At 71.6% G+C, this 23,988-nt stretch carries 21 protein-coding genes and 1 tRNA gene; 11 read left to right on the top strand and 11 right to left on the bottom strand.

Going from position 1 to position 23,988, the window contains the following annotated elements; genetic code table 11:
* Both PV350_RS29040 and PV350_RS29045 read left to right on the top strand, forming a co-directional pair.
* A partial coding sequence (locus PV350_RS29040) for an outer membrane protein assembly factor BamB family protein (RefSeq protein ID WP_500336877.1) occupies window positions 1-1,443 on the top strand: 1,443 nt, incomplete at its 5' end.
* A gap of 277 nt (window positions 1,444-1,720) precedes the next feature.
* Complete coding sequence (locus PV350_RS29045; protein ID WP_499512272.1) at window positions 1,721-2,452, top strand: response regulator transcription factor; 732 nt, start codon at window positions 1,721-1,723, stop codon at window positions 2,450-2,452.
* Here the strand turns inward: PV350_RS29045 and PV350_RS29050 are convergent.
* Entirely contained in the window at window positions 2,376-2,708 is a 333-nt protein-coding gene (locus PV350_RS29050; RefSeq protein ID WP_499512271.1) for a hypothetical protein, read from the bottom strand. The two genes, PV350_RS29045 and PV350_RS29050, sit on opposite strands and share 77 nt — an antisense overlap.
* 11 nt (window positions 2,709-2,719) lie before the next feature.
* On the bottom strand, window positions 2,720-4,390 hold the full coding sequence (locus PV350_RS29055) for a sodium:solute symporter family protein (protein ID WP_499512270.1): 1,671 nt from the start codon (window positions 4,388-4,390) through the stop codon (window positions 2,720-2,722).
* Window positions 4,391-4,493: 103 nt separating this feature from the next.
* On the opposite strand from PV350_RS29055, the gene galT reads away from it, so the two are divergent.
* From galT to PV350_RS29075, 4 genes are all read left to right on the top strand, one after another.
* Window positions 4,494-5,543 carry a galactose-1-phosphate uridylyltransferase gene (gene galT / locus PV350_RS29060; RefSeq protein ID WP_499512269.1) on the top strand — a complete coding sequence of 350 codons (1,050 nt, stop codon included), beginning with the start codon at window positions 4,494-4,496 and terminating at the stop codon, window positions 5,541-5,543.
* A gap of 99 nt (window positions 5,544-5,642) precedes the next feature.
* Window positions 5,643-6,632 (top strand): UDP-glucose 4-epimerase GalE, encoded by a 990-nt coding sequence (galE, locus tag PV350_RS29065; protein WP_499512268.1) that lies wholly within the window; start codon window positions 5,643-5,645, stop codon window positions 6,630-6,632.
* Window positions 6,629-7,774 carry a galactokinase gene (gene galK / locus PV350_RS29070; protein ID WP_500336880.1) on the top strand — a complete coding sequence of 382 codons (1,146 nt, stop codon included), beginning with the start codon at window positions 6,629-6,631 and terminating at the stop codon, window positions 7,772-7,774. The genes galE and galK overlap by 4 nt, the downstream gene beginning before the upstream one ends.
* A 445-nt stretch (window positions 7,775-8,219) precedes the next feature.
* On the top strand, window positions 8,220-9,035 hold the full coding sequence (locus PV350_RS29075) for a LuxR C-terminal-related transcriptional regulator (protein ID WP_499512266.1): 816 nt from the start codon (window positions 8,220-8,222) through the stop codon (window positions 9,033-9,035).
* Window positions 9,036-9,110: 75 nt separating this feature from the next.
* Here the strand turns inward: PV350_RS29075 and PV350_RS29080 are convergent, their stop codons facing one another.
* Together PV350_RS29080 and PV350_RS29085 are read right to left on the bottom strand one after the other, a co-directional pair.
* Window positions 9,111-10,598, bottom strand: a complete 1,488-nt coding sequence (locus tag PV350_RS29080) for an SH3 domain-containing protein (RefSeq protein WP_499512265.1) — start codon at window positions 10,596-10,598, stop codon at window positions 9,111-9,113.
* 242 nt (window positions 10,599-10,840) lie between these two features.
* Window positions 10,841-11,338 (bottom strand): MarR family winged helix-turn-helix transcriptional regulator, encoded by a 498-nt coding sequence (locus PV350_RS29085; protein ID WP_326575414.1) that lies wholly within the window; start codon window positions 11,336-11,338, stop codon window positions 10,841-10,843.
* Between the two features lie 121 nt (window positions 11,339-11,459).
* Between PV350_RS29085 and PV350_RS29090 the strand changes: the two genes are divergently transcribed.
* Together PV350_RS29090 and PV350_RS29095 are read left to right on the top strand one after the other, a co-directional pair.
* Window positions 11,460-12,281 carry a trans-aconitate 2-methyltransferase gene (locus tag PV350_RS29090; RefSeq protein ID WP_499512264.1) on the top strand — a complete coding sequence of 274 codons (822 nt, stop codon included), beginning with the start codon at window positions 11,460-11,462 and terminating at the stop codon, window positions 12,279-12,281.
* Window positions 12,282-12,286: 5 nt separating this feature from the next.
* Window positions 12,287-12,655: a VOC family protein gene (locus tag PV350_RS29095; RefSeq protein ID WP_500329000.1), complete on the top strand. Its 369-nt coding sequence runs from the start codon at window positions 12,287-12,289 to the stop codon at window positions 12,653-12,655.
* 65 nt (window positions 12,656-12,720) lie between these two features.
* On the opposite strand, the gene PV350_RS29100 is transcribed toward PV350_RS29095, so the two are convergent.
* The 6 genes from PV350_RS29100 to PV350_RS29125 all read right to left on the bottom strand — a co-directional run bounded on the left by PV350_RS29100 (window position 12,721) and on the right by PV350_RS29125 (window position 17,467).
* Window positions 12,721-13,215, bottom strand: a complete 495-nt coding sequence (locus tag PV350_RS29100; RefSeq protein WP_499512262.1) for a hypothetical protein — start codon at window positions 13,213-13,215, stop codon at window positions 12,721-12,723.
* Window positions 13,216-13,263: 48 nt separating this feature from the next.
* On the bottom strand, window positions 13,264-13,851 hold the full coding sequence (gene pth / locus PV350_RS29105; protein ID WP_499512261.1) for an aminoacyl-tRNA hydrolase: 588 nt from the start codon (window positions 13,849-13,851) through the stop codon (window positions 13,264-13,266).
* Between the two features lie 85 nt (window positions 13,852-13,936).
* Window positions 13,937-14,545, bottom strand: coding sequence for a 50S ribosomal protein L25/general stress protein Ctc (locus PV350_RS29110; RefSeq protein WP_499512260.1), 609 nt, complete (start codon window positions 14,543-14,545; stop codon window positions 13,937-13,939).
* Window positions 14,546-14,732: 187 nt separating this feature from the next.
* Window positions 14,733-15,710: a ribose-phosphate diphosphokinase gene (locus tag PV350_RS29115; RefSeq protein ID WP_329187428.1), complete on the bottom strand. Its 978-nt coding sequence runs from the start codon at window positions 15,708-15,710 to the stop codon at window positions 14,733-14,735.
* Window positions 15,711-15,849: 139 nt separating this feature from the next.
* The gene (glmU, locus tag PV350_RS29120; RefSeq protein ID WP_499512259.1) at window positions 15,850-17,289 is read right to left on the bottom strand and encodes a bifunctional UDP-N-acetylglucosamine diphosphorylase/glucosamine-1-phosphate N-acetyltransferase GlmU; all 1,440 of its coding nucleotides are present in this window, start codon (window positions 17,287-17,289) and stop codon (window positions 15,850-15,852) included.
* Window positions 17,290-17,396: 107 nt separating this feature from the next.
* A tRNA-Gln gene (locus tag PV350_RS29125) sits at window positions 17,397-17,467 on the bottom strand.
* 245 nt (window positions 17,468-17,712) lie between these two features.
* On the opposite strand from PV350_RS29125, the gene PV350_RS29130 reads away from it, so the two are divergent.
* Both PV350_RS29130 and PV350_RS29135 read left to right on the top strand, forming a co-directional pair.
* On the top strand, window positions 17,713-18,702 hold the full coding sequence (locus PV350_RS29130) for an acyl-CoA desaturase (RefSeq protein ID WP_499512258.1): 990 nt from the start codon (window positions 17,713-17,715) through the stop codon (window positions 18,700-18,702).
* Window positions 18,703-18,778: 76 nt separating this feature from the next.
* The gene (locus PV350_RS29135; RefSeq protein ID WP_018559808.1) at window positions 18,779-19,381 is read left to right on the top strand and encodes a TetR/AcrR family transcriptional regulator; all 603 of its coding nucleotides are present in this window, start codon (window positions 18,779-18,781) and stop codon (window positions 19,379-19,381) included.
* 89 nt (window positions 19,382-19,470) lie between these two features.
* Here the strand turns inward: PV350_RS29135 and ppc are convergent, their stop codons facing one another.
* Window positions 19,471-22,200 (bottom strand): phosphoenolpyruvate carboxylase, encoded by a 2,730-nt coding sequence (ppc, locus tag PV350_RS29140; RefSeq protein WP_499512257.1) that lies wholly within the window; start codon window positions 22,198-22,200, stop codon window positions 19,471-19,473.
* A gap of 139 nt (window positions 22,201-22,339) precedes the next feature.
* On the opposite strand from ppc, the gene PV350_RS29145 reads away from it, so the two are divergent.
* Window positions 22,340-23,689 (top strand): sensor histidine kinase, encoded by a 1,350-nt coding sequence (locus tag PV350_RS29145; protein WP_500336884.1) that lies wholly within the window; start codon window positions 22,340-22,342, stop codon window positions 23,687-23,689.
* The last annotated feature ends 299 nt before the right edge of the window (window positions 23,690-23,988 follow it).

A 23,988-nucleotide genomic window follows, 5' to 3' on the forward strand; every position in this document is an offset into this window, starting at 1 on the left:
GGCTGGGTCGGCGCCTGGGCGTACGGCCCCAACCCGTACGCCCAGGCGCCGACCCAGCCCCTCCCCGGGTACGGCTACCAGCCGTACCCGCAGTACCCGCAGCCGCCGAAGCGCGGCAACGGCAAGGTGGCCGGGATCGTGGCGGCGGCGATCGCGGCCGTCCTGGTCGTCGGCGCGGGGGTCTTCCTGGCCGCGGGCGGCGGCGAGGACGGGCCCGCGGACACCCCGGCGAAGGGCGGCGGCAGCAGCCGCCCGGCCGGCGACGGCCCGCTGAAGGCCCGCGCGTTGTGGGACAAGAAGGCGGTGCGCCCGCCCAAGTCCGAGATCACCGCCCCGGTCGCGGAAGCCTGGTTCACCGGCAACGCCGTCGTGAAGACGATGCCGGACGCGCTGCGTTCCTTCGACCTCGACAGCGGCAAGGAGAACTGGTCGATACCGCTGGAGGGGGAGTCCTGCCCGGGCCCGGAGTCGGCGGCCGGTGACCGCCTGGTGCTGCAGTACGGCACGGACTGCGACAGCGTGATCGCCGTCGACATCGCCCACGGCAAGAAGCTGTGGGCGAAGAAGCTGCCCGACCCGGACGGCCGGACCTCGCACAGTTACTCGCAGATCGCGCTCACGGGCGACACGGCGGCGGTCTCCTGGATCGGCGGTTCGGTCGCGTACAAGATCAGCACCGGGGCCGTGCTGTGGACGCCCAAGGCCGGTTCGGAGTGCACCGACAAGGGCTACCACGGCGGCACCGCGCTGGTCGCGGTCGTCGAGTGCGGCGGCTTCGGCGGTGACGAGTACGTGCAGGGCCTGGGCGCCGGCGGCGCCAAGAAGTGGTCCTGGCAGGTGCCGAGCGGCAGTGAGGTGTACAGCGTCATCTCCACGGACCCGGTGGTCGTGGGGCTGTCGGCGGGCAGCCTGTCGATGACCGACATCGTGTACCTGGACGGCGGCAAGATGAAGAGCCGCATCTCGCTGGGCGCGGGCGGCGCGGACGCCACGTACCGGATCCACTGCGAGGACAACCGGTGCACCAACGTCGCCGTCGACGGCACGACCATCTACCTGCCCACCAAGACCCATTCGGGCAGCGGCACCTCCTACTCGCAGACGAACGAGATCGCCGCGCTCGACCTCACCACCGGCAAGCCGAAGTGGCTCGCCAAGCCCGACCAGGAGCGCGAGCTCAAGATCGTCGGCGTCAGCGGCGGCAAGGTCGTCGCGTACCAGAAGAACACCTACGACAAGCCGGGCCGCCTGCTGCGGCTCGATCCCGCGACCCGCGGGTTCACCGTCTTCATGGAACTGCCGGAGAGCGGCAAGGACCTGGAGAACGACTTCCTGGACAGCGGTTCGGGCTGGTGGCTGTACCAGGACCACTTCTTCCTGACCTCCGACCACATCTCCGCCTCCGCCAACCTGACGGACCGGTCCATCGCCGCCTTCGGCTGACCGGGCCGCGGGGAGAGCGACGGCGCGCGGGCCCGCAAACAAGCACACCCGGTCGCAAGTCGGCCATGTTTGGAGATAATGCGGATTTAGGGAGGCTTCTGCCGAGTAGGGGGCGCAAAGCGTCGAACAAGCGTGTACCTTCCCGGGCATGGCCCGGGGCCGCCGCGGGGGCACAGGCGGTATGCCGGAGGGGCTTCGCCGCGGCATGTGAAGGGGGACCGGCTTGGACTCGGTGGGCAGGCCCGCACCAGTCCATGGGGGGATGAGGGGGACGCCCATGGGCGTACGGCTCGTCGTCGTCGACGACCATCGTCTGCTGGCCGAGGCGCTCGCCTCGGCGCTGAAGCTGCGCGGGCACCGGGTGCTCGCGGCGGCCGCGCCCGCGTCGGGCGCGGCGGATCTCGTACTGAGCCGGTCGCCCGAGGTGTGTCTGATCGGGACGGCGGCGCCGGCCGAGCCGGGCGCCTTCGACGCGGTCGTGCGCATCAAGCGGGAGCGGCCGGGGGTCGCGGTGCTGGTCCTGGGGCCGGTGCCCAACCCGCGCGGGATAGCCGCCGCGTTCGCAGCCGGCGCCTCCGGCTACGTACGGCACGACGAGCGGATCGAGGGCGTCGAGCGGGCGATGGCCAAGGCGCGTGCCGGCGAGGTGGCCGTTGCGCCCGCGCTGCTGCAGGGCGCGTTCGCCGAGTTGCTCAACCCGGTGGCCGAGCCGGACGACGAGGGCACCAGACTGCTGCAGATGCTCACCCCGCGCGAGGTCGAGGTGCTGCTGCGGGTCGCGGAGGGTGAGGACACCCGGCTGATCGCGGCGGGCATGCGGATCGCGCCGAGCACCGCCCGTACGCACGTCCAGCGGGTGCTGATGAAGCTGGGGGTGGGCTCCCGGCTGGAGGCCGCCGCCCTGGCGGCCCGCACGGGGCTGCTGGACCGGGTCAGTCACCATCTCCCGGGCGGTGCGATCCCGGCTCAGGCGTCTCCTGCGCAGCGGGCGGCGGAGGAGGGGGACTGAGCTTCATCCACAGGAGGAAGAGCAGTCCCAGCACCAGCATGCCGATCCCGGTCCAGAGGTTGATGTTGATGCCCTGGGCCTTGGCGATGTCCGCGTCGGACGCGGTGATCCCGGCGATGGTCACGATCACCCCGTAGACCACGAAGAGGCCGCCGATCACACGGCGCACGTCGAACAGGCGTGCCGCCGAGGCCGACTTCTGCTCCAGGTCCTCGATGCGGTGCTGGAAATCCGGCTCGTTGCCGTACTCGCTCACGACGCGTCACCTCACAGGGAGAAGGGGATGTAGCACAGCACGGCCAGGAGGACGGCGCCCCAGCCGAGCAGTGCGGGCCTGCGGTACCAGGCGTCGTCGCCCTGGGCGGGCGGCTCGGCCATGCCGGGGGAGGTGGTCCCGTAGACGAGTCCGGCCAGTGATTCGACGGGCTTGGGCTTGGTGAACCACGAGACGAGGACCATCACCACACCGCCGACGACGAAGGCGGCGATGGCGGAGACGAAGTTGGCGCCCTGGTCGCTGGGGATCGAGATCAGTCCGCCCTTGTAGAACCCGAAGTAGTTGATCATCGCGGCGACCGTGCCGCTCAGCAGCCCCCAGAAGCCGGCCGCGGCGGTGGAGCGCTTCCAGAACATGCCGAGGATGAAGACGCAGAACAGCGGCACGTTGAAGAACGAGAACAGCGTCTGCAGGTAGTTCATGATGTTGCTGAAGGACGAGGCGATGAAGGCCGTGCCCATGCCGATCAGCACGCCGATCGCGGTCACCACGCGGCCGGTGGTGACGTAGTACAGGTCGGGCCGGTCACGCCGTACGTAGGCACCCCAGATGTCGTACGTGAAGACGGTGTTGAAGGACGAGACGTTGGCCGCCATGCCGGCCATGAAGGCGGCGAGCAGCCCGGTGATCGCGATGCCGAGGACGCCGTTGGGCAGCAGGTCGCGCATGAGCACCGGGATCGCGTCGTTGTACTGGAGCCCGCTGCCGGGCTTGCCGATGCCCGGCTCCATGACGAGCGCGATCAGCCCCGGCAGGACCACGATCAGCGGGATGAAGATCTTGGGGTACGCGGCGATGAGCGGGGTGCGCTGGGCGGCCGAGAGGTTCTTCGCGGACAGGGCGCGCTGCACCTCGGCGAAGTTGGTCGTCCAGTAGCCGAAGCTGAGGACGAAACCGAGGCCCAGCACGATGGTCAGCCAGTTCGCCCCCAGCGGGTTCGGCGAGCCGATGCCCGTGCCGTCCCAGGCGGTGAGGAACGCGGCGCCGTGCGAGTCGGTGAGCGAGTCCGTCAGCCCGGACCAGCCGCCGACCCGCTTCAGGCCGACGACGGTGAGCGGGATCAGCGCCGCGAGGATCACGAAGAACTGCAGCACCTCGTTGTAGATGGCCGAGGACAGGCCGCCGAGGGTGATGTAGAAGAGCACGAAGAAGCCGGAGACGACGATCGCCACCCACTGCGGCCAGCCGATCAGCGCCTCCAGCACGATCGCCATCGCGTAGAGGTTGACGCCCGCGATCAGCAGAGCGGACACCGCGAAGATGATCGAGCTGAGCAGGTGCGAGGCCGGTCCGAAGCGGTGCAGCAGGAACTCCGGCACGGAGCGGACCTTGGAGCCGTAGTAGAACGGCATCATCACCAGGCCGAGGAAGACCATGGCCGGAATGGCGCCGATCCAGTACCAGTGCACCGTGTACGCCCCGTACTGTGCGCCGTTGGCGGCCATCCCCAGGATCTCGGTGGCGCCCAGGTTGGCGGCGATGAACGCCAGACCCGTGACCCAGGCGGGCAGTGACCGGCCGGACAGGAAGAAGTCGAGGCTGGTCCGGACGGCGCGGCGGGCGGCGAAGCCGATGCCGAGGACGACGACGAAGTAGATCGCGAGGATCGAGTAGTCGAGCGCGTTCGTGGGGAGCCGTAGCCCTTCTGCCAGGTTCTGCATGGTGTGATCACTCCCCGCAACGGGGTCTCCGTTGACGTTGCTGTTGCGTTGTGGTTCATTGTGTTTGGTTCTGTTTGTTGGCGTGGTGTGAGGAGCCCGCAGGGTGAAGAAGACATCGACCCGGCTCGCCGACGGGCGCGAGCTGATCTACTACGACCTGCGCGACGACGAGCCCCGCGACGCCGTCGACCGCCGCCCGCTGGACCCGGTGACCAGCGCCTCGGAGATCCGTCAGGACCCGCTGCTCGGTGACTTCGTCGCCATCGCCTCCCACCGTCAGGCCCGCACCTACCACCCGCCCGCGGACGAGTGCCCGCTGTGCCCTTCCCGGGACGGCCGGTTGAGCGAGATCCCGGAAGACCACTACGACGTGGCCGTCTTCGAGAACCGCTTTCCCTCGCTCACCGGAAAACATGGCCGTTGCGAGGTCGTCTGCTTCACCGACCGGCACGACAGGTCCTTCGCCGACCTCACCCCCGAGCAGGCGCGGCTGGTCCTCGACGCCTGGACCGACCGCACGGCCGAACTCTCCCGGCTGCCCGGCGTCGAGCAGGTCTACTGCTTCGAGAACCGCGGTGAGGAGATCGGCGTCACCCTCGGCCACCCGCACGGCCAGATCTACGGCTACCCGCACGCCACCCCGCGCACCGAGCTGATGCTGCGTTCGCTGGAGCGGCACCGCGAGGCCACCGGCGGCCGCAACCTCTTCGACGACCTCGTGGCGCGCGAGCGCGAGGACGGCAGCCGTGTCGTCCTGGAGGGCGAGCACTGGACGGCGTTCGTGCCGTACTCCGCGCACTGGCCGTACGAGGTGCACCTCTACCCCCGCCGCAGGGTGCCGGACCTCACGGCCCTGGACGAGGCGGCCCGCGCCGAGTTCCCCGGGCTCTACCTGGAACTGCTGCGCCGCTTCGACCGGCTGTTCGGCCCTGAGGGGGCACCGCCCACCCCGTACATCTCCGGCTGGCACCAGGCGCCGTTCAGCAGCGCCCAGCGCGAGGAGTTCGCGCTCCACCTGGAGCTGTTCACGATCCGCCGCACCGAGGGGAAGCTCAAGTACCTCGCGGGCTCCGAGTCCGGCATGAGCGTCTTCATCAACGACGTGCCGCCGGAGACCGCCGCGAGCCGCCTGAGGGAGGTCGCCTCCCCGTGAGCGGCGCACCCGTGATCGTCACCCCGCCCCCTACCGGCGAGTGTTCATCCGGCGCCGCTACCGTGGCCCCGAGTCGAACCCGAGAAAGGCTGTGACCCTGTGAGCGACCCGAGCACCAAGAAGGTTCTGGTCACCGGAGGCGCCGGTTACGTCGGCAGCGTCGTGGCGGCCCATCTGCTGGAGGCGGGCCACCGGGTCACCGTCCTGGACGACCTGTCCACCGGCTTCCGGGACGGCGTCCCCGAGGGCGCCGACTTCGTCGAGGGGCGGGTCCAGGACGCGGCGAAGGTGCTCGACGCCACCTACGACGCCGTGCTGCACTTCGCCGCCAGCTCCCAGGTCGGCGAGTCCGTCGTCCACCCCGAGAAGTACTGGCGCAACAACGTCGTGGGCACGCTCGACCTGCTCACGGCGATGCGTGACGCCGGGGTCCGGCGGCTGGTCTTCTCCTCCACCGCCGCCACCTACGGCGAGCCGAAGTCCGTCCCGATCACCGAGGACGACCCGACGCTGCCGACCAGCCCGTACGGCGCGTCCAAGCTCGCCGTCGACCACATGATCACCAGCGAGGCCGTCGCCCACGGCCTGGCGGCGGTCTCCCTGCGCTACTTCAACGTCGCGGGCGCCTACGGGGCGTTCGGCGAGCGCCACGACCCCGAGTCGCACCTCATCCCGCTCGTGCTGCAGGTCGCCCAGGGACGCCGGGAGGCGATCTCGGTCTTCGGCGACGACTACCCCACCCCCGACGGCACCTGCGTCCGCGACTACATCCACGTCGCCGACCTGGCCGAGGCGCATCTGCTCGCCGTCGACGCGCCCGCCTCCGGCGAACACCTGATCTGCAACCTCGGCAACGGCAACGGCTTCTCCGTACGCGAGGTCATCGAGACCGTCCGCCAGGTCACCGGTCACCCCGTCCCCGAGGTCGTCGCCCCGCGCCGCGGCGGCGACCCGGCCGTCCTGGTGGCCTCCGCCGAGCGGGCCAAGGAGCGCCTGGGCTGGCGTCCCTCGCGCACCGACCTCGCCGAGATCGTCCGCGACGCCTGGACCTTCGTGCAGGACCTGCGGGACCGGGAGGGCGCCAAGTGAGCGAGGACGGCTTCCGCGCCACGTACGGCACCGGCCCCGAAGGGGTCTGGGCCGCCCCCGGCCGGGTGAACCTGATCGGCGAGCACACCGACTACAACGACGGCTTCGTGATGCCGTTCGCGCTGCCGCACACCACCGTCGCCGCGGTCGCCCGCCGCGCCGACGGCCGGCTGCGGCTGCACAGCGGCTCGCCGGACGTCCCCGCCGGCGTCGTCGAACTGCACGTCGACGAACTCGCACCCGACGGCGGTGCCGGCTGGGCCGACTACCCCGCGGGCGTCATCTGGGCGCTGCGCGACGCCGGGCACGAGATCACCGGCGCCGACATCCACTTCGAGAGCACCGTCCCCACCGGCGCCGGCCTGTCCTCCTCGGCGGCCCTCGAGGTCGTCACCGCCGTCGCCCTGAACGACCTCTACGGCCTGGGCCTGGAGCGGTGGCGGATCGCCCGGCTCTGCCAGCGCGCGGAGAACGTCTACGTGGGCGCCCCCACCGGGATCATGGACCAGACCGCCTCGGCGTGCTGCACCGAGGGGCACGCCCTGTGGCTCGACACCCGCGACCTGTCGCAGCGCCAGATCCCCTTCGACCTGGCCTCCCAGGGCCTGCGGCTGCTCGTCGTCGACACCCGGGTCACCCACGCCCACAGCGAGGGCGAGTACGGCAAGCGGCGGGCGGGCTGCGAGGAGGCGGCGGCGCTGCTCGGCGTGGACGCGCTGCGGGACATCCCGTACGAGGGGCTCGACGAGGCCCTCGCCCGCGTCGAGGACCCCGAGCTGCGGCCGCTGGTACGGCACGTGGTCACCGAGGACCGCCGGGTCGAGCGGGTCGTCGAACTGCTGGAGACGGGCGACGCCCGTGCCATCGGGCCGGTGCTGACCGAGGGCCACGCCTCGCTGCGCGACGACTTCAAGGTCTCCTGCCCGGAACTCGACCTGGTGGTGTCGGCCGGTGTGGAGGCGGGTGCCCTCGGCGCGCGCATGACCGGCGGCGGCTTCGGCGGTTCGGCGATCGTGCTGGTGGAGGAGTCCGCCGCGGAGAAGACCGCCGAGGCGATCGCCGGTGCCTTCGCCACGGCAGGCCACCGCGAGCCGCGCATCTTCACCGCGGTGCCGTCCGCGGGGGCCCGCCGGCTGGTCTGACCCGCTGCGGAGACAGGGAGCCGGCCCCGGCACCGGGGCCGGCTCCCTGCCGTGGGACGCCTGCACGGCAGGAAGTCCGTCCCGCCCGGCGGGTGGTCGGACACCGCGGGGACGACGACAGGGAGTCCACGGCCCGCGCCCCGACCGGCGCTGCCGCGGTCCGGCACGCCTTTCTCCGTCCACCGCTGTGGAAAACCGCACCGTGGGCCACAGTCCGGCACGTCCCGGGGGAACTCCGTCCCGCAAGTTTTTCCATTCGGGCGCCTTTGTCTGCTCCTGCCCCTACGCTTTTTGGCAGCGCCGGTGGGGGCCGGCGGCATCAGGGGGCGAGACACAAGGGTTCGGTACCTGGTTGGGGACGGCTGCTAGCCCGGCGGCGTGCGGCGTCCGCTCCAGGTGCCGGGCCTCCGTGCACATCGACCTCGTCCGTGGGGGGAAGTGCCGAATGCCGGGAGTGGGGCCCGTGGGACGAATCCGCGTTCTCGTCGTCGACGACCACCGCATCTTCGCCGAATCGCTCGCGGCCGCCCTCGCGGCCGAGCCCGATGTCGACGTCTCGGCCGCCGGGAGCGGGGCGGCTGCCCAGCGCTGCCTGGAACGCGCGGCCTCCGACGGCCGCCGCTACGACGTGCTCCTGGTCGACGCCGACCTGGGGACGACGTCCGCCGTGGGGGTCCGGGTGATGGGCGCGCCCAGGGCCGCCCCGCTCGGCGCGGCCGACGGCGGCGCCCAGGCCGGACTCGACGGCATCGCCCTGGTGGAACGCGTACGGTCCGAACACCCCGCCACCCGGACGGTCGTGCTCGCCGAGCGGGACGATGCGCGCCGCGCCGCCCGGGCCCTGCAGGCCGGCGCCTGCGGCTGGGTCGCCAAGGACTGCTCGCTGTCCCGGCTGCTGGCCGTGATGCGCGGCGTGCTGCGGGACGAGACGCATCTGCCGCCCGCCCTGCTCACCGGCGTCCTGCGGGAGTTGACCGCCGCGCGCCGGCACCGGACGGAGAGCGAGCGGCTGGTGGAGTCGCTCACCCCGCGCGAGCAGGAGGTGCTGCGCTGCATGGTGGCCGGCCTGGGCCGCAAGGCGGTCGCCGAGCGGCTGTACCTGTCGCCGCACACCGTCCGCACCCACATGCAGAACGTGCTGGGCAAGCTGGGCGTGCATTCGACGCTGGCCGCCGTGGCGCTGGCCCGGCGGGCCGGGGTGCCACCGGCCGACGGAGAGGGCGGCCGGGTGGGTTCCGCGGCCCCGGTCCAGCACGTCTGACGGCATGGAGCGCGGCGGATCGCCCTCCCCGTGACCGGGGAGAGCGACCCGCCGGGTCACCGCGGATACCCGCGGTCATTCACCGCCGACGCCGGTGGCCGGCGCCGGGCGGTCACCGCTGACGCCGGTGGTCGGCGCCGAGCGGCTGGTGTCACGGTCGTTGGCACGGTCGCGGTGACCGTTCTCCTGACCGCGGTCATTGAGGCCGTCGAACGGGTCGCGGCCGTTGTTGTCGCCACGGTGGTTGTCACCCGCGTCGTCGAAGGGGTCGCGGTTGTTGTCGCCGCGGTTGTCGCCCCGGCCGTTGCCGCCGCGGCCGTTGTCCCCGCCGTTGCCGCCGCCGTTGCCGCCGCGGCCGTTGTCCCCATGGTTGCCGCCGCGGCCGTTGTCACCGCGGTTGCCGCCCCGGCCGTTGTCGCGGCAGTTGAAGCCACCGTTGAAGCCGGGGACGCCCACGAAGCCGGGACCGGCGATACCGCCGACTCCGCCGACGCCGCCGACGAAGCCCGGACCGCCGACGCCACCAACGCCGCCGACGCCGCCGACGAAGCCCGGACCGCCGACGCCACCAACGCCGCCGACGCCGCCGACGAAGCCCGGACCGCCGACGCCACCAACGCCACCGACACCGCCAACACCGCCGATGCCACCGACGCCACCGGGACCGCCGACGAAGCCGGGACCAGCGATACCGCCGACGCCACCGACACCGCCGACACCGCCGACACCGCCGACGCCACCGACACCGCCGACACCGCCGACGCCGCCCACAAAGCCGGGGCCACCGCGACCGCCGGGGCCGTCGCTGCGCTTGGCGAGGGCGACGCTGTCCAGGGGTTCCTCGGCGCGGCTGTCCTCGCGGAACGGGTCGTCCACGCCGTTGAAGCGCTCGTCGCCGCGACCGTGCTCGCGGCCGCCGCGCCCGTTGTTGCGGCAGATGCCGACGCCGCCGATGCCACCGACGAAGCCGGGGACGCCGATGCCGCCGACCCCACCGACGCCGCCGACCCCACCGACACCGCCGACACCGCCGACGCCGCCGACGCCGCCGACACCGCCGACGCCGCCGACGCCGCCGACCCCACCGGTGCCGCTGCACCAGCCGGGCACGGGACCGACGTTGGCGACGAAGCGGGCCGAGGACCAGGCCCAGAGGTTGCCGCTGAGCTGGTACCAGCGGGGGTTGCCGCCGATGGGGCTGCCCACGGACTTGCAGACGATGGCCACCAGGGCGTTGAAGGGGATGACGCCGACGCTGCCGAATTGGACGCCCGGTCCGCTGCGGACCCGCAGACCCGTACGGGCGACGACGCGGCCCTGGAACAGGGCTGCGTTGGGGGAGCGTGCGGACTTCACCGCCACTTCACGGGACAGGTCCCGGAGACGCTCCGAGGGGGAAACGAGTTCACTTTGGCCGTCCGGTCCAGGAGCGGCAGGCACCCCGGCGGCAGGCCGGCCGTCGGTGGCGAAGGCGGTGCCCATGGTGCCGATGGCGAGGGTGCCGGCCAAGGCGCCGGTCACCGCGGTTGCGGCTATCTTGCTTGCGCGGGTGTGCAGAGTCATCTGCATCTCCAAGGTGGAGCGGGACCCGGCGGGGTCCAGGGAAATGGAAGCCGGACGCGCCCCGACCGCCTTCCACTTGACGTTGTCGGAATGTGGTGCGCCGGCAGCCGCAAAAGTGGCCATTTGAGCCTTTATGCGGCGTTCACGGTCATCACGCTAAGTGCGCCACTTTGTGTGCGCAACCGGTGGCGGAGCGTGGCCGTTTGTGATCACTCCCTGGCGGTTACGCCGGGTAATCGCCGTCAGCCGGGGACGTTGTCGAAGGGTGCGGTCAACTGTCGGAGCAGGTTCGCGAGTTCCCCCCGCTGGCGGCCGGAGAGCTCGCCGAGGATGGCCCGCTCCTGGGCCAGCAGGCCCGCCAGGGCCTGGTCCGCCCGGTCCCGTCCCTCCGGGGTGAGCCGTACGAGGACGCCGCGCCGGTCCGAGGGGTCGGGCAGCCGCTCCACGAGCCCCTTCTTGGTGAGCCGGTCGATCCGGTTGGTCATCGTCCCCGAGGTGACCAGCGTCTGGGTCAGCAGCTGTCCGGGGGAGAGCTGGTAGGGCGCGCCCGCGCGGCGCAGGGAGGTCAGCACGTCGAACTCCCAGGGCTCCAGACCGTGCTCGGAGAACGCCAGTCGACGGGCCCGGTCCAGATGCCTCGCCAGCCTGCTGACCCGGCTGAGCACCTCGAGCGGTTCGACGTCGAGGTCAGGGCGCTCCCTGCGCCACGCAGCGACCAGCCGATCGACCTCGTCCTCCATGGAGATCAGTGTAAGGGTTGTGTCGACATGAAGTCTCTTGACATCAAGAGATTAGCTCTGGAACCTTGTGGGCAAGGTCGGCGGCAGGAAGAGATCCATCTCTCGCCAGGGAGTTCGAAACATGCCCGCAGCAGCCTGGGATCCCCAGCAGTACCTCCACCACTCCACCCACCGGACCCGCCCCTTCCACGACCTGCTGGCCCGGATACCGGAGCTGCCCGGCGCGAGCCCGCGGATCGCGGACGTCGGCTGCGGTCCCGGCAACGTGACCGCCCTGCTCGCGCAGCGCTGGCCCGATGCCCGGATCACCGGCCTCGACAGCTCCGCCGAAATGCTGGAGGCCGCCCGGGCCTACGAGGGCCCCACCGCAGGGGGCGGCAGCCTCACCTTCCGCCCCGCCGACGCCGGCCACTGGGTCCCCGACGGCACCTACGACCTGATCGTCTCCAACGCCGCCCTCCAGTGGGTCGAGGGCCACGCCGAGCGCTTCCCCCTCTGGGTCGAGCACCTCGCTCCCGGCGGCGTCCTCGCCTTCCAGGTCCCCGGCAACTTCACCTCGCCCAGTCACGCGCTGCTCGGCGACCTCTGCGACTCCCCGGCCTGGCGCGACCGCCTCGGCGAGGGACACGGCCGCCGCTACGTCCACATCCTCCAGCCCCCCGGCTACCTGGAGCGCCTCATCGAGATCCCCGACGTCGAGGTGGACGTCGACGTCTGGGAGACCACGTACGTACAGCTCCTGCAGGGCGAGGACGCGGTGCTCGAATGGACGAAGGGAACGGCGCTGCGCCCGGTGCTGACCGCCCTCGAGGACGACCCGGAGGCCACCGGGGAGTTCCTCGGCCAGTACCGCGACCTGCTGCGCAAGGCCTACCCGGCGGGGCCGCACGGCACCGTCTTCCCCTTCCGGCGGATCTTCGCCGTCGCACGGAAAGCGGGGTGATCCCGATGATCACCGCCCTCGACCACGTCCAGCTCGCCGCCCCGCCCGGCTCCGAGGAGATCCTGCGCGCCTTCTACGCGGGGGTCCTGGGGATGAGCGAGGTCCCCAAGCCGCCGGTGCTCGCCGCCAGGGGCGGCTGCTGGTTCGCCGCGGGCCCGGTCCAGTTGCACATCGGCGTCGAGGAGGACTTCCGCCCCGCCCGGAAGGCCCATCCGGGCTTACGCGTGAGCGGCATCGGGGCCTACGCGGACCGGCTGGAGTCCCGCGGCGCCGCGGTCGTCTGGGACGGTGACCTGCCGGGCCATCGCCGTTTCTACACCGACGACCCGTTCGGCAACCGTCTGGAGTTCCTGGAGCCCGTCGACGCCGTGTGACACCCCGGCGGCGCCGGTCCCCCCGCGGGGCCCGGCGCCGCCGGGCGGCACAGCCGGCACAGCCGTCACAGCGTGAGGAAGGCCGCCCCCAGGAGCGCGGCGCCGGCCAGGGCGGCGGTCCAGGCGGTGCGGGGCCAGCGCAACCCCCCGGCCAGGACCAGGGAGGCCAGGAGCAGGGCGCCGCCCAGCGGGACCCAGGCGTGCAGCACACCGGCGAGCCCGGTGCGCACCACGTCGTCCGTGCCGGGCTTGACCGCGACCGGTATCCGCTCGCCGGTGCGGTGGGTGACCGCCTTGTCGATCGTCACCTTCCCACGGAGGGAGCCGAGACCCTCCGGCACGAAGGGGCCGGTGCAGGTGTCGGCGCCGCAGGTGGAGACCGTCATCGTGCCCTGCTCGCGGCCCTTGGTGAGCATGACGTGCTGGGCGGTCTTCCACGAGGTCCACACCCCGGCCGCCAGCATGACCAGGACCAGCGCGCTCAGCACCACGATGCGGCCGACCAGCAGCAGCCCCCAGGCGCTCTCGGCGGTGCGGCGGGCGAGACTCCGTTTGACCATGCGGGCGATCCTTGGCCATTGCATGGCACTCGGTCAACCTTTCGATGGTCAACCGTTGTAGGTGCCCTGCGCCCTCTCCAGCCCCTCGCAGACGAGCGACTCGACCGCGTCGGCCGCGCGGTCCACGAACCACTCGAGCTCCTTGCGCTCGGTGGAGGAGAAGTCCTTCAGGACGAAGTCCGCGACCTGCATCCGCCCCGGCGGGCGGCCGATGCCGCAGCGGACCCTCAGGTACTCGGGGCCGAGGGACTTGGTGATCGACTTCAGGCCGTTGTGGCCGTTGTCGCCGCCGCCCTTCTTCAGGCGCAGGGTGGCGTAGTCGATGTCCAACTCGTCGTGGACCGCGACGAGGTTGCCGAGCGGCACCTTGTAGAAGTCGCGCAGCGCCGTCACCGGGCCTCCGGAGAGGTTCATGTACGTCATCGGCTTGGCCAGCACGACGCGGCGGCCGCCGATGCGCCCCTCGACGACCTGGGACCGGCTCTTGTGGGTCTTGAAGCGCCCGCCGATCCGGTCGGCGAGCAGGTCGGCGACCATGAAGCCGATGTTGTGCCGGTTGCCGGCGTACTCCGGTCCGGGGTTGCCCAGACCGGCCACCAGCCAGGGCCCCTCGGGGGCGCTTTCCGCTGCGCTCATGCTCATGTCGTCCATTCAACAGGACCGCCGCCCCGCTCCTTGCGGAGCGGGGCGGCGGACGGGGAACTGCGGGTGCTGCCCGTACTTACTCGGCAGCGGCCTCGGCGCCCTCGCCCTCGGCGCCCTCACCCTCGCCCTCGGCGGGAGCCTCGGCCTGGGCGGCGACGACCTGCAGGACGACGGTGTCCTCGTCGACGGCCAGGGTGGTGCCCTTGGGGAGCGGGATGTCCTTGGCGAGGATGGAGGTACCGGCCTCCAGGCCCTCGACGGAGACGGTGACGCCGTCGGGGATGTGGGTCGCCTCGGCCTCGACGGGCAGCGCGTTGAGCACGTGCTCCAGCAGGTTGCCGCCGGGGGCGAGCTCGCCCTCGGTGTTGACCACGATCTCGACGGTGACCTTCTCGCCGCGCTTGACCGCGAGCAGGTCGACGTGCTCCAGGAAGCCCTTCAGCGGGTCGCGCTGCACGGCCTTGGGGATGACCAGCTCGTTGCCGTCACCCTCGATGTCCAGGCTGATCAGGACGTTCGGGGTGCGCAGGGCGAGCAGCAGGTCGTGGCCCGGCAGGGCGACGTGCTTGGGGTCCTGGCCGTGGCCGTAGATGACACCGGGGACCTGGTGCGAGCGGCGGATGCGGCGGGCGGCGCCCTTGCCGAACTCGGTGCGCAGCTGCGCGGAGATCTTCACCTCGGACATGGGGATCACACTCCTCGTGATGACGACGGGACTTCGGTCGGTCGCCCAGCCCACGACGGGCCGTTCCACTTACGAGGAGCGCGTCGATAACGGAGTCCGCCGTCGAAACGGGAACGGCCTCCCTCGCCGAGCAACTCGCAGAGTCTACCCGGCGGGGAGGCCGCCCCGGAAATCGATCAGACGGTGATCAGTGCGCGTCCTCGAAAAGGCTCGTCACGGAGCCGTCCTCGAAGACCTCGCGGACCGCGTTGGCGATCGTCGGTGCGATCGACAGCACCGTGATCTTGTCCAGGTCCAGCTCACCCGGCGTCGGCAGGGTGTCGGTGAAGACGAACTCGCTCACCTTGGAGTTCTTCAGCCGGTCCGCGGCCGGGCCGGACAGGACGCCGTGGGTGGCGGTGACGATGACGTCCTCCGCGCCGTTGGCGAACAGGGCGTCCGCCGCGGCGCAGATGGTGCCGCCGGTGTCGATCATGTCGTCCACCAGGACGCAGATGCGGCCGCGCACGTCACCGACCACCTCGTGCACGGTGACCTGGTTGGCGACGTCCGGGTCACGCCGCTTGTGGACGATGGCCAGCGGCGCGCCCAGGCGGTCGCACCAGCGGTCGGCCACGCGTACCCGGCCGGCGTCGGGGGAGACGACGGTCAGCTTCGAGCGGTCGACCTTGGCGCCCACGTAGTCCGCCAGTATGGGCAGCGCGAACAGGTGGTCGACCGGGCCGTCGAAGAAGCCCTGGATCTGGTCGGTGTGCAGGTCGACCGTGAGGATCCGGTCGGCGCCCGCGGTCTTCATCAGGTCGGCCACCAGGCGGGCCGAGATCGGCTCGCGGCCGCGGTGCTTCTTGTCCTGGCGGGCGTAACCGTAGAACGGGACGACCACGGTGATGCGCTTGGCGGAGGCCCGCTTCAGCGCGTCGATCATGATCAGTTGCTCCATGATCCACTTGTTGATGGGAGCGGTGTGGCTCTGGATGACGAAAGCGTCCGAGCCGCGGGCCGACTCCTCGAAGCGGACGTAGATCTCACCGTTCGCGAAGTCGAAGGCCTTCGTCGGCACAAGGTTGACGCCCAGCTCACGTGCCACCTCCTCCGCGAGCTCGGGGTGTGCGCGGCCGGAGAAGAGCATCAGCTTCTTCTCACCGGTCGTCTTGATCCCGGTCACTGCACCGTCTCCTTGGTGTTCAACGCAGCTTCGCCCTCGGTGAGGGAGCTGGCGGAATTGTGTGCACCTCACACGGTACGCGCTGCGTGGCGCGACCGCGCACGTGGGGAAGGCCACCCCGCACGCGCTCCCCTGCCGGTCAGGCCTCCGGCGCGGCCTGCTGGGCCTGTTCGGCGGCGTGGGCCGCCGCACTGCCGGGCCGCTTCCTGGCCACCCAGCCCTCGATGTTGCGCTGCTGGCCGCGCGCGACGGCGAGCGAACCGGCCGGCACGTCCTTGGTGATCACGGAGCCCGCGGCGGTGTAGGCGCCGTCCCCGACTGTGACGGGGGCCACGAACATGTTGTCGGAGCCGGTGCGGCAGTGGGAGCCGATCGTGGTGTGGTGCTTGGCCTGCCCGTCGTAGTTGACGAAGACGCTGGCGGCGCCGATGTTCGTGTGGTCGCCGATCGTCGCGTCGCCGACGTAGGACAGGTGCGGCACCTTGGTGCCCTCGCCGAGGGTGGCGTTCTTCATCTCGACGTAGGTGCCGGCCTTCGCCTTGGGGCCGAGCTTGGCGCCCGGGCGCAGGTAGGCGTACGGGCCGACCGAGGCGGCCTCGCCGATCTCCGCGCTGACGGCCACGGTGTTGCTCACCGTGGCGCCGGGGCCGACCAGGGTGTCGGTCAGCGTGCAGTTGGGGCCGACCACGGCGCCCGAGGCGAGGCGGGTCGCGCCGTACAGCTGGGTGTTCGGCAGCACCAGGGTGTCGGGTTCGAACTCCACGGTGACGTCCAGCCAGGTCGACGCCGGGTCCATGATCGTCGCGCCCTCCAGCATCGCCCGGTGCAGCAGGCGGTCGTTGAGGATGCGGCGGGCCTCGGCGAGCTGCACGCGGTTGTTGATGCCGGCGATCTCGCGGTGGTCCTCGGCGACCGAGGCGCCGACGCGGTGGCCGGCCTCGCGCAGGATGCCGAGGGTGTCGGTGAGGTACTCCTCGCCCTGGGCGTTGTCGGTGGTCACCTTGGCCAGCGCGTCGGTCAGCAACTGCGCGTCGAAGGCGAACACCCCGGAGTTGATCTCGGGGATGGCCCGCTGCTCGTCGGTGGCGTCCTTCTGCTCGACGATCGCCAGCACCGAGCCGTCGGCGCCGCGCACGATGCGGCCGTAGCCGGTCGGGTCGGGGACCTCGGCGGTCAGCACGGTGACGGCGTTGCCGTCGGCGGTGTGGGCCTCGACCAGTGAGCGCAGGGTGTCCGGGGTGAGCAGCGGGGTGTCGCCGGCGGTGATGACCACCGTGCCGGACAGCTCCGGGAGTTCCGCCAGGCCCGCCCGGACCGCGTGGCCGGTGCCGTTCTGCTCGTACTGCACGGCGGTGCGGACCGCGGCGTCGGTCCCGGCCAGGTGGGCGGTCACCTGCTCGCGGGCGTGGCCGACCACGACCAGCAGGTGCTCGGGCTCCAGGGCGCGGGCCGCGGCCACGACGTGTCCGACCAGGGAGCGGCCGCTGATCGTGTGCAGGACTTTGGGGGTCGCCGACTTCATACGGGTGCCCTCACCCGCGGCAAGGACGATGACGGCGGCCGGGCGGTGGGCGCTCACGGAACGGACTCCTCGGCGTGGGGTGAAGGTCACCCGAAGGATACCGGGGCGTTTCGGGCGGTGAACGCGGAAGGGTCGCGACGGTTGCCGCGACCCTTCGGTCAGTGCTCCGCTGCCAGGATTCGAACCCGGACTTAAGGGACCAAAACCCTCAGTGCTGCCGTTACACCACAGCGGAAGGAAACCCCGGCCGAACAGGACATCCGGTCAGGGTGCCCGTCTGGCCTCCACCACTATGCCGCACCGGCGGCCTCCAATGCGACGAGAAAGATCGGTACTTCCCCTCGTCAAAGGTGGGTACAAGTGCCAAGAGCCGTATTCCCGCCGACACGCGTGCTCTGTTCGGCCTTCACTTAGCCCTGCCATACTTACGAAGCCGTAAGTTACGGTGGCGTAGCCCCCGACCTTCATTGAGGGACCACCATGACCACACAGACCGACGTGATCACCGAGTCCCCGGAACCCGGGGCCGGCTCCGGGGCCCCGCTTCCCCGTGCCACGCTCGGTGGTGACAAGAAGCAGTCACTCGAGCAGATCACCCTCGGACTCTTCATCGGCATCCCCTTCCTCGCCCTCGTCGCGGCGATCCCGCTCGCGTGGGGATGGGGCCTGAGCTGGCTCGACCTCGGCCTGATGGTGGGGATGTACTACCTCGGCTGTCACGGCATCACCATCGGCTTCCACCGCCACTTCACCCACGGCTCCTTCAAGGCCAACCGCCCGCTGAAGATCGCCCTGGCGATCGCCGGGTCGATGGCCGTCGAGGGACCGGTCGTGCGGTGGGTCGCCGACCACCGCAAGCACCACAAGTTCTCCGACGCCGACGGCGACCCGCACAGCCCCTGGCGCTACGGCGAGACCGTCCCCGCCCTGATGAAGGGCCTGTGGTGGGCCCACATGGGCTGGTTGTTCGACGAGGAGCAGACCCCCCAGCACAAGTACGCCCCCGATCTGATCAAGGACCCGGCGATCCGCCGGATCAGCCGTGACTTCTGGCTCTGGACGTCCGTCTCGCTGCTGCTCCCGCCGCTGATCGGCGGCCTGGCGACGATGTCGTGGACCGGCGCCGCCACCGCCTTCTTCTGGGGCTCCCTGGTCCGTGTGGCCCTGCTGCACCACGTCACCTGGTCGATCAACTCGATCTGCCACGCGGTCGGCAAGCGGCCCTTCCGCTCCCGCGACAAGTCCGGCAACGTCTGGTGGCTGGCCGTGCTGTCCTGCGGCGAGTCCTGGCACAACCTCCACCACGCCGACCCCACCTCCGCCCGGCACGGCGTGCTCCGCGGCCAGGTCGACTCCAGCGCCCGCATCATCCGCTGGTTCGAACTGCTCGGGTGGGCCAGTGACGTACGGTGGCCGACCGCTGACCGGATCGCCGCCCGCCGTAAGGAGAGCGTCAGCGAAGCGGCATGATTGACGGGTGAGCGACGGCAGAAGCAGCAGCAGGGGCAGCGAGGGTACGCCGTCGCGGCGTGCCCGACGGGTCCGCATGACGGGCAAGGAGCGCCGCGAGCAACTCCTCGACGTGGGGCGCACGCTCTTCGCCGAACGCGGTTTCGAGGGCACCTCCGTCGAGGAGATCGCGCACAAGGCGGGCGTCTCCAAGCCCGTCGTGTACGAGCACTTCGGCGGCAAGGAGGGCCTCTACGCCGTCGTCGTGGACCGCGAGATGCGGTGCCTGCTCGACATGGTCACCGGTGCCCTCACCGGTGGCCATCCACGCGAACTGCTGGAACAGGCGGCCTTCGCGCTGCTGGACTACATCGAGCAGTACACCGACGGCTTCCGGATCCTCGTGCGGGACTCGCCCGTCGCCCAGTCCACCGGCACCTTCGCCTCACTGATCAGCGACATCGCCACCCAGGTGGAGGACATCCTGGGCATGGAGTTCAAGCAGCGCGGCTTCGACGCCAAGCTCGCCCCGCTCTACGCGCAGGCGCTGGTCGGGATGGTGGCGCTCACCGGGCAGTGGTGGCTGGACGCCCAGAAGCCCAAGAAGGCGGAGGTCGCCGCACACCTGGTGAACCTCTCCTGGAACGGCCTGTCCGGGCTCGAGCCCAGGCCGCGGCTGATCGGCCACCGCAAGAACTGACGCCGCGCCCCGCTCCGCACGCACAGGACGAAGGGCGGTGCCCCCCGCCGCGGGGGGCACCGCCCTTCGTCATGACCTGCCGCGGGTGGTCAGCCGGTGTTGCGCAGGCCGGCCGCCACGCCGTTCACCGTCAGCAGCAACGCGCGGGCGAGCAGCGGGTCGGGCTCCTCGCCGCGGGCGGCGGCCTCGCGCTGCCGGTGCAGCAGCGCCACCTGGAGATAGGAGATCGGGTCGAGGTAGGCGTCCCGGATCCGGAAGGTCTGCTGGAGCACCGGCTGCGCGTCCAGCAGCTTCGCCTCACCGGTGATCCGCAGCACCTCGGCGACCGTCAGCTCGTGCTCGGCCTTGATGACGTCGAAGACGTGCTTGAGTCCGTCGGGCACCAGGGTGCCGACGTAGTGCTCGGCGATCCGCAGGTCGGTCTTGGCCAGCGTCATCTCGACGTTGGACAGGAAGTTCCGGAAGAAGTGCCACTGCTCGTACGCCTCGGCGATGTCCGCCTCCCGGCCCGCCTCGCGGGCGGCCTTCAGGCCCGAGCCGACGCCGTACCAGCCCGGCACGATCTGCCGCGACTGCGTCCAGCCGAACACCCACGGGATGGCCCGCAGCCCGTCCAGGCCCGCCCCGCTGTCCGGGCGGCGCGAGGGGCGCGAGCCCAGGTGTAGTTCGGCCAGCTGGTCCACGGGGGTGGAGGCGAAGAAGTACGCGGGCAGGTCCGGGTCCTCCACCAGCCGCCGGTAAGCGGAGTGCGCGGCGTCGGAGACCACGTCCATGGCCGCGTCCCAGCGGGACAGCGCCTCCTCGGACTGGCGGGGCGCGGTGTGCAGCGCCGAGGCCTGCAGCGTGGCCGCGACCGTCAGCTCCAGGTTCTCCCTGGCCAGGGACGGGATCAGGTACTTGTCGGAGATGACCTCGCCCTGCTCGGTCACCTTGATCTCACCCTCCAGCGTGCCCCACGGCTGCGCCAGGATCGCGTCGTGCGTCGGGCCGCCGCCCCGGCCGACGGTGCCGCCGCGGCCGTGGAAGAGCCGCAGCCGCACCCCGTGGCGGTGCGCCACGTCGCGCAGGCTCCGCTGCGCCCGGTGGATCTCCCACTGCGAGGTGGTGATGCCGCCGAACTTGGAGCTGTCGCTGTAGCCGAGCATGACCTCCTGCACGTCGCCGCGGAGCGAGACGAGCTTGCGGTACGAGGGGTCGGAGAGCATCTCGTCGAGCAGCCTGTCGGCGACCTTCAGCTCGTCGGTGGTCTCCAGCAGCGGCACGATGCCGATCTTGGCGATCCCCGCGTGCAGGTCGATCAGCCCGGCCTCGCGGGCCAGCACCGCCGCCGCGAAGACGTCGTCGGAGCCCAGGCACATCGAGATGATGTACGACTCGACCACCTCGGGCCCGAACCGCTCGAAGGACTCCCGCACCGTGTCGAAGACGCCCAGCGTCTTCGCCCCCGCCGCATCCAGCGGCGCCGGGGACGGCGCCAGCGGCCGCCGCGAGCGCAGCTCCTTGGCGAGCAGCCTGCGCCGGTAGTCCCGCGGCATGTCCGCGTACCGCCAGGACTCCTCGCCGAGCCGGTCGAAGAGCTGGCCGAGGGCGTGGTGGTGGGCGTCGGCGTGCTCGCGGACGTCCATCGTGGCCAGCTGAAGACCGAAGGCGGCCAGCGTGCGGATGGTGCGGTCCAGACGGCCGTCCGCGATCAGCTCACCGCGGTTGGCGCGCAGCGAGTCCTGCACCAGACGCAGGTCGGCCAGGAGGCCGCCGGTGCCGAGGTAGTCGCGGCCGGGCACGTGCGGTGTGCCCTTGGCCAGCCGCTCCCGGGTGTTGAGCAGCTTCTGCCGGATGCAGGTGGCCTTGAGGCGGTAGGGCTCCTCCGCGTTCAGCCGCTTGTAGCGGGGGCTGATCTCCGGGAGGCGCTGCAGGTCCTGCTCCAGGTCGGCCAGCAGCTCCGGCGAGGCGCCCGAGTTGCGGATCGAGTTGGACAGCGCCGCGCGCAGGTCGTCGACCAGCTCCAGGGCGTCGGTGATGCCGTGCTCGTGCTGCAGGATCAGCACGTCCCAGGTGACCTGCGGGGTGACGTTGGGGTTGCCGTCCCGGTCGCCGCCGATCCAGGTGCCGAAGGTCAGCGGGCGGGTCTCCGCGGGCAGCGGCACACCGACCCGCTCCAGCTCGACCGCCAGGTCCTCCAGCACGTCGCCGACCGCGCCCGCGTGCAGCTCGTCCAGGTAGTAGATGGCGTTGCGCGCCTCGTCGGCGGGCTCGGGGCGCACGACACGCAGTTCGTCGGTCTGCCAGAGCAGGTCGATGTTCTCCGCCAGACGCAGGTCGCTGCGGCGGCGGTCCCCGCCCGCCTCGACGGACTCGTCCAGCAGGGCGGCGATCACCCGCAGCTTGTTCAGCACGCTGCGGCGGGCCGCCTCGGTCGGGTGGGCGGTGAAGACCGGACGCACGTTGAGGTTGCGCACGGTCTGCCGCAGGTGCTCCGGGTCGGCGTCCTTGAGCAGGTCGGCCGTACGGGCCAGCAGCCCGCCGTCGGCCGCCCTGCGGGAACGCAGCTCACGGCCCCGGTGCACCTGCTCGGTGACGTTGGCGAGGTGGAAGTAGGTGGAGAACGCCCGTACCAGCTTGGCCGCGGTCTCCAGATCGGTCTCGCCGAGCAGGGCGGCGGCGGCCTCGCCGTCGCTGCGGGTCAGCGCCCGCACCCTCTCGACGAGATCGAGGAGCTCCGGGCCCTCCTGCCGGACGAGCGTCCCGCCGAGGAGGTCTCCCAGGCGGCGGATGTCCGCGCGGAGGGGGGCGCTGCCGGTGGTGTTGTCGGCGCTGCTCACAGGTGCGGCTCCTCGTGCAGTGGAATGGTCGGCGGCATTGTCCGGACCGCGCTGTCCGACGGCACAAGGATAGGTCGGGGCCGCCCCACGGACCGGGGCTGACCGCCAGGCGGACACCGTCGCGTCTAGGCTGGTCCGTATGAGTACGACGGGGGAGTACGTACCGGACGGGGCCGGCGGACGAAGCCGGGTGGTCGCCGGGCCGTGGTGGTGGCCCAGGCGGCGCAGCATGGTGCTCGACGTGTCCCTGGCCTTCGTCTCGGCCGTGGAATGCCTCCTGGAAGGCGCGGCCTTCGCCGAGAAGTCCGGGGTCTCGCCGGTCGTCACGGGTCTGTTCGGCCTGCTGGTCGGCTCGGTGCTGGTGCTCCGCAGGCGCTGGCCGGTCCTGGTCGTCCTGGTCTCCATCGCCGTCACGCCGGCCCAGATGGGCATCCTGCTGAGCATCGTGGGCCTCTACACCCTGGCCGCCTCCGACGTACCGCGGCGGATCATCGCGGTGCTGTCGGGGATGACCATGCTCGGCATGCTGATCGTCACCTTCCTGGAGATGCACGGTGACCTCGGCGGCGCGGCGTACCACGCGCCGCTGGCCGTGGTCGTCCTCACCTCCGTGCTCGCGGCGGTCGGCGTCACCGCGCCGCCGGTGCTGCTGGGCCTGTACGTCGGCGCCCGGCGCCGGCTCGTGGAGAGCCTGCGGGAACGGGCGGACGGCCTGGAGCGGGAGCTGTCCCTGCTGGCCGAGACGGCCACGAGCTCCGCGGAGCGTGCCCGCATGGAGGAGCGCACCCGCATCGCGCGCGAGATGCACGACGTCGTCGCACACCGGGTGAGCCTCATGGTCGTGCACGCGGCCGCGCTGCAGGCGATCGCCGTCAAGGACCCCGAGAAGGCCTCGGCCAGCGCGCAGCTCCTCGGGGACATGGGCCGGCAGGCGCTCAACGAACTGCGCGAGATGCTGGGCGTCCTGCGGGCGGAGCCGGTGACGGCGGCGCGGGCGGCGTCGGCGGGTGCGGCGGTCCGTGTCGTGGCCGCTGCGGAAACGATTGCGCCCGCCCCGTCCCCGGCCGCGGCCGCGACCGGGGACGCCGAGACGGAGGACGAGCAGGGGCCGTGCCTGGCCGAGCTCAGGCGGCTGCTCGACGAGTCGCGTGCCACCGGGATGGACGTCGAGCTCACGGTGGAGGGGGAGGAGCGTCCGCTGGCGGCGCGGGTCGAGGCCACGGTCTACCGCGTCGTGCAGGAGGCGCTCACCAACGTCCACAAGCACGCGCCCGGCGCGTGGGCCCGCATCCGCCTCGCCTACCGCGAGGCGGAGGTCGCGGTCCTGGTGCAGAACGGGCCCTCCGACGGGGCGCCCGCGCTGGTGCTGCCCAGCGGGGGCAACGGGCTGGTCGGCATGAAGGAGCGCGTCACGGCGCTCGGCGGGGGGTTCGCCGCCGGCACGACCCACGAGGGCGGGTTCCGCGTCTCCGCAATGCTTCCCGCCTAGCGGTACGGCCCGGGGTCGTGGTTGCGGCGGTGGTTGTGCGCGGGTTGTTTGCGCCTGCGGCGGGCATCCCCCGCCCACCCGCCCTCCTCCAGCCTTCGGCCGGGGGGACCCCCATCCGGCGCGGTTGGTGCGGGCCTGCGCGCGTGTGTGGTGGGCCGGGGTCGGGGCCTCCGGGGCTGGGCATTCTGGACCGCATATTTATGTGCATGGCGGGCGGTCCAGGTCGTGCCGTCTGTGCCGCACAACACATACACGTCAGCGTCCAGAACGCCCACCCTCCCCCAGCCTTCGGCCGGGGG

Source organism: Streptomyces sp. PA03-6a, from assembly GCF_033792765.1.
Classification (GTDB): Bacteria; Actinomycetota; Actinomycetes; order Streptomycetales; family Streptomycetaceae; genus Actinacidiphila.